Here is a 12,426-nt window from a genome sequence, read left to right as displayed (position 1 = left end):
TCGAAAGAAAAACATCACCCCCGTTTCTTTCAATACTTTAATAGAAAAACTATCTTTGCCAGTAAAATGATTCAGATATGAAAGATTATTTCGTACACGAGACCGCCATCGTAGACGAGGGCGCAACAATCGGAAAAGGAACTAAAATATGGCATTTCTCCCACATTATGAGTAATTGCCGGATCGGAGAGAATTGTAACATCGGGCAAAACGTGGTCATATCCCCGGAGGTAGTTCTCGGGAACCAAGTAAAAGTACAGAATAATGTGTCCGTGTACACGGGAGTCACTTGTGACGATGATGTTTTCTTGGGACCATCATGCGTGTTCACGAACGTGACCAATCCTCGTAGCGCAGTAAACCGGAAAAGTCAATATGCCAAAACGCACGTGGGCAAAGGGGCTACCATCGGAGCCAATGCCACGATCGTGTGCGGGCATGATATTGGGGCTTACGCCTTCATCGGGGCCGGGGCTGTTGTAACAAAAACTGTTCCTGCATACGCTTTGTTAGTTGGTAATCCGGCTAAACAAATCGGTTGGATGAGTGAATACGGGCATCGTCTTCATTTTGACGAAAAGGGAATAGCCGAATGTCCGGAAAGCAAACAACGCTATCATTTACAAAACGGGTTAGTTCAAAAAATAGAAGAATAAATCTAATTTTATATCACAATGAAAATCACGATGGTTGACCTTCACGGACAATATGAACGCATCCGAGAGGAAATAAATAACGCCATACAGGAAGTACTTGACACCACGGCTTTCATTAACGGCCCCCAAGTGAAGGCTTTCGTCCAACATCTCGCAGAGTATAATCAAGTAGAACATGTTGTTCCTTGTGCCAACGGCACGGATGCCCTACAAATTGCTTTAATGGCTCTCGGGTTACAACCCGGGGACGAGGTAATTGTACCTGTTCATACTTACGTGGCCACAGCCGAGGTGATTGCCCTTTTACGGTTGGAACCTATTTTCGTGGATTGTGTTGCAGACCGTTTCACAATTGATGTTACCAAGATCGAAGAAAAAATTACCCCTCGCACGAAAGTTATCGTTCCCGTTCACTTGTACGGCCAATGCGCAGACATGGAACCGCTTATGGATATAGCCCGCCGACACAAACTTTACGTGGTAGAAGACACGGCACAAGCTATCGGGGCCACTTACACGTTCAGTAACGGTCTCCAACAAAAAGCCGGATGCATTGGGGATATTGGTACAACCTCATTCTTCCCCTCCAAAAACCTAGGATGTTACGGGGACGGTGGAGCCTTATTTATCCGAGATCACGAATTAGCCGAACGGGCCCGCATGATTGCCAATCACGGGCAAAAGATCAAATATCACCATAGTGTCGTGGGATGTAACTCTCGTTTGGATACCATGCAAGCCGCTATTTTGGATGTAAAACTAAAATACCTTGATGAATATTCAGCCGCCCGTAATCAAGCCGCCGAACATTATGACAAAGGGTTAGCAACAGTAAAAGGAATTATCCTTCCACAACGGGCTGCTAATAGCACACACGTGTTCCACCAGTACACCATCCGGGTTGAAAATCACCTGCGGGATGAGTTGAAATCTTTCTTGGCAGAACATGATGTTCCCAGCATGATTTATTATCCTATCCCCTTGCATTTGCAAGAGGCTTATGCTAAAAAGGGACAAGGGCAAGGAACATTCCCCGTTGCAGAACAATTAAGCGAAGAGGTACTATCGCTACCGATGCACACGGAAATGAAAGCGGAAGAGCAAGAGTACATCATCGAACAAATTCGTAGATTCTTTAACCGATAGAGATTTCACTGTGAAAAAGATTCTGATCATCACCTATTATTGGCCACCTTCAGGAGGACCGGGAGTTCAACGCTGGCTGAAGTTCTCGAAGTACCTTCCGGAATTTGGTTATGATCCGATCATTATCACGGTTGATCCGGAAAAGGCTGAATATCCCATAAAAGACCACACGCTGGAACAAGATGTACGAGCCGGACAAATCGTGTATCGAACGGATTGTTCCGGTATATATGAATATTATAAAAAACTGACTAAAGCCCAAAGTGCCCCGTATAGCGGATTCGTCAATGAAGGGAGTCCCAGTCTAAAACAGAAGATTGCCCGTTTTATCCGGGGTAATTTCTTCCTACCGGATGCCCGGAGAGGCTGGAATAAACACGCTTATCACCAAGCCATCCAAATTATTCAGGAAGAAAAAATAGATGCCGTCATCACAACGGGCCCGCCTATGTCAACCCATCTGGTCGGACAAAAACTAAAAAAGCGTTTCCATCTGCATTGGATTGCTGATTTTCGAGACCCATGGACTGACATCTATTACTATAATAAAATGTATCCAACTCCCATTGCAAAAGCGATTGACCGGAAATATGAACGAAATGTTCTTCTAGATGCAGATCAGGTAATCACGGTAAGCGACTACATCAAAAAGCAACTGGCAGCAAAATCTCCGGCCATTCAAGCCTCTAAAATAAAAGTTATCGCTAATGGATTCGATGCCGAGGATTTCGACCTAACTATTCCAAAGGAGGATGTTTTCACAATTACCTACACGGGGACTTTGGCGGCTGACTACACGATTGATTCCTTTATCCATTCAGTTAAAAGACTTTCCACATCAGGAAAACTCAAACTACGTTTTGTCGGTAAAGTGGATCAGGGTATAGCTCAAAAACTCTCGGAACAACTGGGAGATTTCGTAGAAATCCATTCGTTCGTAGCCCACGCTAATGCCATCAAATACATGAAGAGTTCTTCTGTTCTATTACTCATTATCCCCAACATCGAAGGGAGTAAAGGTAATCTCACGGGCAAGCTTTTCGAGTATATCGGCTCCAGAACCCCTATTCTTTGCCTCGGTCCTACCGATGGTGATGCCGCAGCCATCATTCAAGTTTGTAAGGCCGGGAAAACATTCGAATATGACGATGAAGAAGGTATGTTTCAATTTCTAACCTCCTTACTGAATAATTTTGATCCACAATCACCTATAAAAGAGAACAATGTAGTCAACCGCTATTCGAGAAAGTCCTTAACCCAGTCTTTAACCCAAATCTTAGCCCGCCATGAAGATTAAAAAAGCTATTTTCATGTTACGCAAACTTTTGCGAGATCTCAACACGAACCGCAAGATCGAAATTAACATGGAGAATCAATCTGAAACGCTAGGCTATTATTACATCAAATTTGACGAGGACATAGCTAAGCTCAACCGTCTGATTCACTCTTTCGACAAAAATGGAGTCCCCTTGAACACGACTTATATTGACGTGGAAGATACAAAACTGCACTACTATCCTATTTCCATCGGGCAGTACGGGTTAGCTATATTCCACTCATGGTTAAAGACACATTCCGAAGAGAAAAAGGCCCATTTTCTTCGCATTGCAGACTGGTTTATGAACAATCGGACAGATCATTCAGAACTCGGTTGTTATTGGCTAACCGACGTGCCTAAACCCGAATACCATGTTTATCAACCTTGGAAATCCGCCTTCGCACAAAGCAGGGGAATATCCATGCTATTGAGAGCCTGGCAACTTACAGAGGATGATGCCTACTTGAAGGTTGCAACTCAAGCATTAATTCCTTTCACGAAGGATATAACAGTCGGAGGGGTTTCCGTAGACCGGGAAAAGGGGGAAACCTTTTACGAAGAATACGTGGCAGAGTGTCCGACACGAGTACTGGATGGCCATGGCTTTTGCCTTTTCGGTTTATACGATTATATTCGTGCAGTTCCCGAAAACAAGGAACCCAACGGGTATGCGCTCGCTCTTCGGCTGTTTAATGAAGGAGTAGAAGGTCTTACCCGCCAACTTCCTCTGTTTGACATGGGGTTCTGGCCTCGATTCAATCGCTGCGATCTTTCCGGTTATCCACAAGATGACCCCTGCACGATCGGTTATCTCAGACTTGTTCGTCAGCAACTCCTAATTCTCTATCGAATCACCGGAAAAGAGGAATTACGCCTTTTTAGCGAGAAATTCCATCAGTATGACCGTATTTCCAATATTTTAAAAATGTATCGCCACAAGTTCACGGCATTAAAGAAACTGAATCGTTTATAATAAAACGGGAAAAAATAATACTTTTGTATAAACAAACTCTTGTAATATGTGTGGAATAGCCGGAATATTCGAACGGGATACAGATAACACTCAACTCATGTCGGAAATGCTGACCACGATTGAACATCGGGGGCCGGATGATCAATCTATATATACCTACCGGGATTTCACTCTCGGACACCGGCGTTTGTCCATTATCGACGCCTCCACATGTGGTAATCAACCTATTTTTAATGAAGACAAAAGTGTCTGTGTCATTTTTAACGGGGAGATATACAACTACGAAGAAATCCGGGAAGAACTCAAATCCAAGGGACACGTGTTCTATACCGCTACTGACACGGAAGTTCTGGTTCATCTTTACGAGGAGTACGGAACCGGCTTCTTCAACAAGTTAAACGGTATTTTTGCTTTTGCCCTACTGGATCAAAACAATAACCGCCTGATTCTCGCACGGGATCATTTCGGAACTAAACCTCTACACTATTTCCTTAAAGATGGTGTATTAGTTTTCGGTTCCGAACAGAAATCCATTATCCTACACCCGAAATATGAACGGAAATTAAATTTAAAGGCTTTACATATACACTTGAACTTGCGTTACACGCAAGGGAATGAGACTCTTTTTGAAGGCATCAAACGTCTTCCCCCAGCTCACTTCGCCGTGTTTGAAAACGGCCTGTTCACGGTAAAACGCTACTGGCAGCTGGCTGTGAATATCGATCGATCCATCACGGAAAACGAGGCGAAAGAGAAAATGAACGAATTGATCAAACAGGCCGTGAAACGCCAATTGGTCAGTGATGTTCCAGTAGGCGTGTATCTATCGGGCGGACTGGATTCCTCAACGATCGTGCAGAAAATGCATGAACTGGGTGTCCCCGAGATCAACACGTTTACCCTAGGGTTTAATGAGCCCACGGATGAATTTCCCGATGCCCAACAAATCGCCGATCACTTTCACACGCATCACCACACGTTAAGTCTATCGATGAATCCGATGCAACAAATGCCGAAGGTAATCTGGCATGCAGAGGAACCTAAAATTAATCTATTGCAGGGATTCAATATGTCGGCTTTTGTCCACCCAACCGTGAAGGTTATTCTCGGAGGGCTAGGCGGAGACGAACTATTTGCCGGATATGATATTCATAAATTCATTTACCCGTTCAAAAACTGGCATCACCATACTCCACAATGGCTACAACGTATGTTACGCTGGAAATCGGATTTCATCTTCCGTCTTCAGAACAATTCTAAATCATTACGTTACGACGAATATCGCCGGGGCGTACAAATGTTACTGTCTATCGGGAACGTGGAGCGCTTTTACCTCATCCTGCGAAACACGTGGGATTTCGATAACCCTTTCTACAGGAATATCTATTCGGAATCGTTCTTGAAACAGCAAGAAATAGAACAATTCAAGGTACATAAGGAATTTGACAAGATTTTTGAATCTGTACGCCACCAGAACGGGTTGGATCAAGTGCTATATGCCGAATTTCAATCCAAAATGGTAAACGATTATTTGCTTACGGATGACCGGATGTCCATGGCCCATTCGGTTGAGGAACGAATTCCTTTCCTTGATCGGGATTTGGTAGACTTCGGCTTTACTCTCCCCGTGGAGATGAAGATCAAAAATAACCAGACTAAAAATCTTTTCCGGGAAGCCATGAAACCATATCTTCCCCCCAAGATTATCACGAAAAAGAAATGGGGATTCACGGTGAACCCGTATCTACAATTCAAAAAGGATTTAAAAGATACAGCCGAGAAGATTCTTACAAAAGAATATATCGAGAAACAGGGAATATTCAATTATGACTATATCCGCTATATTCTGGATTACCCGGCACATCCGAAACTCCGGTGGCACTACAATTTTATTTGGATCATCCTAGGACTGGCTATCTGGGAACAGGAGTTCATACACAAACGAGTAGAAGATAACATCGAAGCTTACTATTAAAAAACCTATTCATGAAATACTCTATCATCATTGCCGTATATAACCGTCTGGAAGAAGTGAAAGAACTCCTTGAAAGCGCAGAAAAGCTCGAAGGGAATCGGTGTCTTTTTGAATTATTATTCGTGGATGACGGTTCGAAAGACGGGTTCAAGGAATTCATCGAACAATACCACTCTGCCACCGGACTTCAAATACGAGCGATATACCAACAAAATCAAGGTCCCGGGGCTGCCAGAAATTACGGCATGAGTAAAGCCCAAGGAGAGTATTTTATCTTTGTAGATTCCGATTGTATGTTTCCCCCTCAATGGCTGGCTGAAATTGAGAAGGCCCAAAACGAACATCATTATGACGCATTCGGAGGCCCAGACACCTGTCATCCCTCTTTTTCTCCCCTACTGAAAGCGATTAATTACTCCATGACCTCATTTATCGGAACAGGAGGAACCAGGGGAAATAAAAAGCACGTGGGTCGTTTCTATCCCAGAAGTTTCAACATGGGAATATCCAGAAAAGTATATGACACAATTGGAGGTATGGGAGGACTGCGTCATGGTCAGGATATGGATTATTCCATGCGAATATACAATGCCGGTTTTAAAGTGGGGCTAATCGCAGATGCTTATGTCTATCATAAACGCCGTACAAGTATACCCAAGTTCTTCCGCCAAATCTTTAACTGGGGAGTTGCACGCATCAATTTATCCAGACGCCATCCACACACGCTAAAACCGATTCACCTGCTCCCGGCCCTATTAATCGTTGGATTAGTCGTTTTGGAATTATGCACCTTTTTCACAGGACAAAACTATCCTCCCGTACATTTTGTATGGAATATTGTTGACTACGGATTAATGTTCGTTTGCTTGTTCGCTTTCTTTCAGTCACTTTTCAGATACCGGAACATCATTGTTGCCTTCCTCTCCATCATTACTTTGCTCATCCAAGTCTTCGCTTACGGCTTCGGATTACTCTGGGGAGGCTGGAATGCCTTGCTCGGAAAGGAAGTAAAAGGATTTTCAAAAAATTATTACGGAAATAAGAAATCATAATTCACCACATGAAAATAGTTACTATCATAGGCGCACGCCCTCAATTCATAAAAGCAGCCGTGGTCAGTCGAGCCATCAGCAATTTCCCGGATGTACAGGAAGTTATCGTTCACACGGGACAACATTTTGACACGAATATGTCTGATATTTTCTTTGAAGAAATGTGTATACCCATACCTAACTACAATTTGAATATCAACGGGATGACTCATGGGGCAATGACAGGCCAGATGCTCGAAAAGATTGAATCCATCCTGCTAGCGGAAAAACCGGATTGGGCGATCGTCTACGGGGATACAAATTCCACTCTGGCCGGAGCTTTAGCAGCAAGCAAATTACATATTCGGGTCGCACATATTGAAGCCGGACTACGTTCATACAATATGAATATGCCGGAAGAGATTAACCGAATTCTCACGGATAGGATAAGTTCCGTATTGTTTTGTCCCACAGAACAGGCTATTAAAAACTTACACCAAGAAGGCTTTAAACAATTTCCTTGTACATTATTAAATTGTGGTGACGTCATGCAAGATGCCGCACTTTTTTATGCCAATAAAGCCAAATGCCCTGACTTTTCACTTCCGGAACATTTTATTTTAGCTACTTTGCACCGGGCTGAAAACACGGATTCTCCCGAACGTTTACAATCTATCATCGCTGCTCTTGAAGAGATTGCACGGGAAATGCCTGTCGTTATTCCTATTCATCCCCGTACCCGTAAAAAATTACAAGAGTTGAATTTCAATTTTAAACAAACCCGCCTCCAACTGGTGGACCCCGTAGGCTACTTGGAGATGGTTTATCTGCTAAAACACTGTTCTCTTGTTGCCACGGATAGTGGTGGTTTACAAAAAGAAGCCTATTTTTTCAAAAAATACTGTATCACTCTCCGAACTGAAACGGAATGGGTTGAACTGGTTGAACAAGGAGCCAATATCATTACGGGTTGGAGATACGAAGATATTTTAAACAGCTACAAGCAACTTAAACATACAACAAAAGACGTTTTTTCTTCTCCTCTGTACGGGGATGGACAAGCCGGACATATCATTATCCGGGAACTTCAACGAATAGATTCGTAAGCTGCTATTAACTGTTTAACAGAAACATCCCAATTATATTGCTCCAAACACAATTTGTGAGCCCGAGTTGCCATATCTTCCAAATCCAAGGTTACCAGCTGCTCTAATTTCCGGGCACAGTCTTCCGGAGAATTATCTTTATACACAACTCCAACTTGATGCTCTCGTACAATATTCCCAACACTATTCATATCGCTCACCAGCACGGGTAAACCATAATAAAAGTACTGGTATATCTTATTCGGAGAAGAACAGTCGGTCTGTACCGAACGCAGATTCGATATTACTCCCAAAGAATAGGCGCACATCTTAACGGCTTCTGCCGGAAACTTCAAATACCCGGGGAAATGTACCATCTCTTCTAAACCAAGTGCTAATACCAAATCCTTTATCTCTCCGGCATAGGCCCCTTTTCCATATATGTCAAGACTGTACTTAGATTTATCCTTTATCAATGCCAATCCCTTGATCACATTTTGTAATCCCCGGTGATAAGTGATTCCCCCAACATAAAGTAAACGTATCTTTCCTGCTGTCGTCGGGTGTGGTTCCGGACGGGGAAACAACTCCATACTAATCGTATTGTCCACGTGATAATATGTCCGTGGAACCAGATCATTCATCCGGTCAGACATCTCTTTACATACCGTAATAACAATATCTGCCTTGCCTATCATCTCCCGTTCATAGCGTTTCCAAGCATCAAAAGAATACATCAACTTCCCGGCTATCCCTTTCGTGTAGGGAGCCATATCCAACATATAAGGATAATTCTCATGACTATCCAAAACAAATTTTATCCCGAATTTCTTTTTTGCCCAATATCCAACCTCGGCTAAGGGTAGGTCATGTATATGAATCACGTCAAAAGTTTCCGCACACAATAAATTCCCGACCTGTTTCCTCCAAAACATAAAATAGAAGGGCAAGCGCAGACAGGCAATTTTCGCTTTATTATATAGGAAAGATGTCGACAAGGCTCTATGTAGCCTAATTCCTTTATAACTTTCATCCCCGACACGTTCTTTTTTTAGCGTTGCACACAACAAATGGACTTCATGTCCGGCTTTTATCAAGGATAACGCCTCTTTCTCAACCCGTTCGTCATCCGGGAACTGGTTCTCTAAAACCATCAGTATTTTCATGCTCCGAAGATATTATTCTATTATTCTATTATTCAAATAAACACATTAACGCACATTCATTCGAAATTTCCGGTAAGGTAAATAAATACCCAGCCATTTCATCATGGCTATAATTTTATGTTTCCCCGTCGGATTCACAGGCAAGTCTATTGTTTTACCTGCAAAATGATTAATCACTTCTCTAAATACCCGACAAGACTCTTTTACCCGATACTTTGCATCGGCACTCAGCAACGTTGTCAACATTATTCGGGAGTTAAAAGGTGAGCAAACTTCCGAAGCAATCCAACATTCCTGTTTTGACTGTGCAGTCGAAGGTCCCCAATCCAACTCCCAAAACAACATATCCAGCGCATTTAAATGATTTGCTTTAAAAAGAGGACGATTCGTATCATACCATGCTTGCAATTCCCGTACGGCATAAGGATAGTTTCTACATTCCATCAACGCCGCAAGCTCCCTTCCCGATACATTCTCTGTATAATTGTAGTAACTACGAGCAATCTCTCCTAAATTACCATTTAACATTATCGCATCCTTAAAATAAGTTCCGTTCCCCGAAAGAATCATTGCCGCCGTCCGATCTCTGGCATAATCAACACTATTCTTATACACTTCTTTCAAAACAGGATCGACCTCTGGCGAATACCGGAACACTTGAAATGATTTCCCAACTAATTCTGTCAACTTTTTAGGAATAACCAGATCCGGGTGGTTTTCTTTAAAAGAAGGATGTTTATAAATAAAATAAGTACACTCTTTCAAACCAAGACTAGCGGCAAAAACCATTCGGCTATCAAAGCCAGCCGTCACGGGGATCACTACTTTTTTATAACGTTTCGCTATCGCCTCGATATATCCTTTAAACATCGGAATCACCTGTTCCACAACATTCTGCAAGGCTTGTCTCTGAATAGGCCGTGCCGGGAAAAAACGCACGACTTTACGTGCAGTCACATCCAGATAGGAATTTGCCATTAAACGAAATATTCCTTGTTTCCAAGTCTTGCTGGAGATCGCATATAATCGATATTTATAAACCGATGAATCAAAAAATGCTTTTGCCTCCGGGTCTACAACATCTTCCAAGGGGAAAAAATGTTCTATTAATTTCACTTGAGAGGCAAAAACGTCAAAAGAATCCTTATAATAAAGGATTCGCTGCGCACAAGCATCCGGTATAATCTTTACCCCCACAGCATCTTTACAAAGTACAATAAAATGACCGCCATATTGATCCAGTTGCCGCATCAAATCTTCCATGTCAACAGATTCCGATAGTCCTTTTACAATATCTTCATTTGTATATCCAGTATTCCGATAGTCAAACAGATACCCCAATACGGCCACAGACAAATGTTTCCCATCCTGATGTACATAATCCAGATTCGGATGTACGTAAACATGATAATTATCAAACAAAAACTGTTTCCACCCGTCTAGAGCCAATTCTTTCTCTGAAATTATATACTGCCTGTTAAAAAGCTCTGTTTCCATCATTTGTCCATTTTAAGATTCTTACAAATATAATTAATTTCACCCAACATGAAAAATCGTCCTATGACTCTCGGTATTTAACATTTTTCACATTCTCTTTCAAACGCCTCAGATCAGACCATTTCTTCCAAGCACCTTTCAAGTTATTCCACTCATCCTTATCGTAAAAATGCCATTTATACAACAAAAACGGGTACCCGGCCAAAATAACCAATTTCACCAATACACTTATCCCAATAGCTGTTTCATTAAATAATATACCGATCAGGTATAATATTGTTCCCACAACAAGCACCTTCCCCACTTTCGACAATTCATAGGGAATAGGGTAATACCGTTGAGCAAATATATAACATGCCAACCACGAGATTAGATGAACTATCATTGTAGACAAAGCCGCCCCGTACATTCCCATTGAAGGCACCAGTAGCATATTCAAGAAGAAATTCAATATAGTAATACCAACTATAACATAACTTATAATTTTAGTCTTCTTCATAATTTGCAACCCGATCATGCAACATTCCCGCATCATACTGAAAAAAATAGCATAGGTCACGAAAGGTATGACGTAAAGCGCCTCTATATAATCCGGATTAGTTGTCACCCAAACGATTCCCTCCCGCGAAAACAGATTCAACCCTAAAGCACAAAACATCAAACCAAAAGAAAAATAAGTCAACACTTTTGAATAAAATCGTTTATTATCCGGATCATTCATTTTCTTCATCAACAAAGGCGTTAAAGCCAATTGCACGGATGTCACGATAAAAACTTTAAGAGTATTCCCTACTTTATATCCCAAACTATAGAAACCGACATCATCCAATCCTTGAAAATGATTTATTATATAACGGTCAAAAACAGTAAGTAAACTTCCTACTATGGCGGGAAAAACTAACGGATAACTATATGCCAGCAATTGTATTGTACACTTTCGGTCTACTCGACAAGAACTATTCTTAATAACCAGTGGTAATACCATAAGTAATTGTATAACTATACCAACTAATTGCGCCTCATACACTCCCGATACTCCCCGATGTAAAGAAATTGTAAAATAAATCGTCAGAACTAATGTTGCAAACAATCTTACGATATTCGTTAACGAATAATAGATAGGCTTACGTTGTAAACGCAATAAATTTTGTGGAACTTCAACAACTGCCCCCAACATAGAAGTCAATATCAGTAATTGAAGAATATATGGAAGTTCCCCTCCCAAAGAATACCCTTCTTGCTGTACCAGTAATGCCGATAACTCACCAACATTTAACCACAACACACTCCCGATACACAAAGAAGTCAATATCGTAAATAACAATGTCGTGAAAAAAATAGTCTTTTGTTTATCCCGATATTCGGCATCCCAATACCAGCGAATCAACCCGGAATATAAAGAAAGTCCCATCACCGCTATCAAAATTTGTGAAGTCACCTCCAATAACCCCATCAACCCATAATCAGCAGTAGAGAAATATTCGGCATCCGTATAAAGGGGAATCAGAATAAAACCGACAAGCTTGACGGCCACATTTCCGATACCATAAAGTACCGAATCTTTCATGACTTGCTTTAT

Annotated in this window: 10 protein-coding genes; 7 read left to right on the top strand and 3 right to left on the bottom strand. The window is 41.8% G+C overall.

Features of this window, described 5'->3' with window-relative positions:
- Positions 1-77: 77 nt before the first annotated feature.
- The 7 genes from QVC79_RS01375 to wecB are packed head-to-tail and all read left to right on the top strand — an operon-like array spanning position 78 to position 8,205.
- The gene (locus QVC79_RS01375; protein ID WP_087419004.1) at positions 78-656 is read left to right on the top strand and encodes an acyltransferase; all 579 of its coding nucleotides are present in this window, start codon (positions 78-80) and stop codon (positions 654-656) included.
- A gap of 18 nt (positions 657-674) precedes the next feature.
- On the top strand, positions 675-1,802 hold the full coding sequence (locus QVC79_RS01370) for a DegT/DnrJ/EryC1/StrS family aminotransferase (protein WP_270595215.1): 1,128 nt from the start codon (positions 675-677) through the stop codon (positions 1,800-1,802).
- A 10-nt stretch (positions 1,803-1,812) separates the two neighbouring features.
- Positions 1,813-3,099, top strand: a complete 1,287-nt coding sequence (locus tag QVC79_RS01365) for a glycosyltransferase family 4 protein (protein ID WP_270595214.1) — start codon at positions 1,813-1,815, stop codon at positions 3,097-3,099.
- Complete coding sequence (locus QVC79_RS01360; RefSeq protein WP_270595213.1) at positions 3,089-4,093, top strand: D-glucuronyl C5-epimerase family protein; 1,005 nt, start codon at positions 3,089-3,091, stop codon at positions 4,091-4,093. Before QVC79_RS01365 ends, QVC79_RS01360 begins: the two co-directional genes overlap by 11 nt.
- Positions 4,094-4,139: 46 nt before the next feature.
- Entirely contained in the window at positions 4,140-6,068 is a 1,929-nt protein-coding gene (gene asnB / locus QVC79_RS01355; RefSeq protein ID WP_270595212.1) for an asparagine synthase (glutamine-hydrolyzing), read from the top strand.
- A gap of 11 nt (positions 6,069-6,079) precedes the next feature.
- Entirely contained in the window at positions 6,080-7,120 is a 1,041-nt protein-coding gene (locus tag QVC79_RS01350; RefSeq protein WP_270595211.1) for a glycosyltransferase family 2 protein, read from the top strand.
- Positions 7,121-7,128: 8 nt separating this feature from the next.
- On the top strand, positions 7,129-8,205 hold the full coding sequence (wecB, locus tag QVC79_RS01345) for a non-hydrolyzing UDP-N-acetylglucosamine 2-epimerase (protein WP_270595210.1): 1,077 nt from the start codon (positions 7,129-7,131) through the stop codon (positions 8,203-8,205).
- Here the strand turns inward: wecB and QVC79_RS01340 are convergent.
- From QVC79_RS01340 to QVC79_RS01330, 3 genes are all read right to left on the bottom strand, one after another.
- Complete coding sequence (locus QVC79_RS01340) at positions 8,187-9,350, bottom strand: glycosyltransferase (protein WP_270595209.1); 1,164 nt, start codon at positions 9,348-9,350, stop codon at positions 8,187-8,189. The genes wecB and QVC79_RS01340 overlap by 19 nt on opposite strands.
- Before the next feature lie 45 nt (positions 9,351-9,395).
- Positions 9,396-10,847 (bottom strand): hypothetical protein, encoded by a 1,452-nt coding sequence (locus tag QVC79_RS01335; RefSeq protein WP_270595208.1) that lies wholly within the window; start codon positions 10,845-10,847, stop codon positions 9,396-9,398.
- Between the two features lie 61 nt (positions 10,848-10,908).
- Positions 10,909-12,414: a lipopolysaccharide biosynthesis protein gene (locus QVC79_RS01330; RefSeq protein ID WP_164719541.1), complete on the bottom strand. Its 1,506-nt coding sequence runs from the start codon at positions 12,412-12,414 to the stop codon at positions 10,909-10,911.
- Positions 12,415-12,426: the final 12 nt, after the last annotated feature.

Origin of the sequence: Butyricimonas sp. (genome assembly GCF_019423355.1) — a bacterium.
Classification (GTDB): Bacteria; Bacteroidota; Bacteroidia; order Bacteroidales; family Marinifilaceae; genus Butyricimonas; species Butyricimonas faecihominis.
The sequence above is the reverse complement of the archived record's forward strand: the minus strand, read 5'-3'. Positions and strand labels throughout refer to the sequence as shown.

Coding starts and splice junctions, on each gene's coding strand:
- QVC79_RS01375 (WP_087419004.1), top strand. CDS start 78: ATGAAAGATTATTTCGTACACGAGACCGCCATCGTAGACGAGGGCGCA.
- QVC79_RS01335 (WP_270595208.1), bottom strand. CDS start 10,847: ATGGAAACAGAGCTTTTTAACAGGCAGTATATAATTTCAGAGAAAGAA.
- QVC79_RS01330 (WP_164719541.1), bottom strand. CDS start 12,414: ATGAAAGATTCGGTACTTTATGGTATCGGAAATGTGGCCGTCAAGCTT.
- asnB (WP_270595212.1), top strand. CDS start 4,140: ATGTGTGGAATAGCCGGAATATTCGAACGGGATACAGATAACACTCAA.
- QVC79_RS01360 (WP_270595213.1), top strand. CDS start 3,089: ATGAAGATTAAAAAAGCTATTTTCATGTTACGCAAACTTTTGCGAGAT.
- QVC79_RS01340 (WP_270595209.1), bottom strand. CDS start 9,350: ATGAAAATACTGATGGTTTTAGAGAACCAGTTCCCGGATGACGAACGG.
- QVC79_RS01370 (WP_270595215.1), top strand. CDS start 675: ATGAAAATCACGATGGTTGACCTTCACGGACAATATGAACGCATCCGA.
- wecB (WP_270595210.1), top strand. CDS start 7,129: ATGAAAATAGTTACTATCATAGGCGCACGCCCTCAATTCATAAAAGCA.
- QVC79_RS01350 (WP_270595211.1), top strand. CDS start 6,080: ATGAAATACTCTATCATCATTGCCGTATATAACCGTCTGGAAGAAGTG.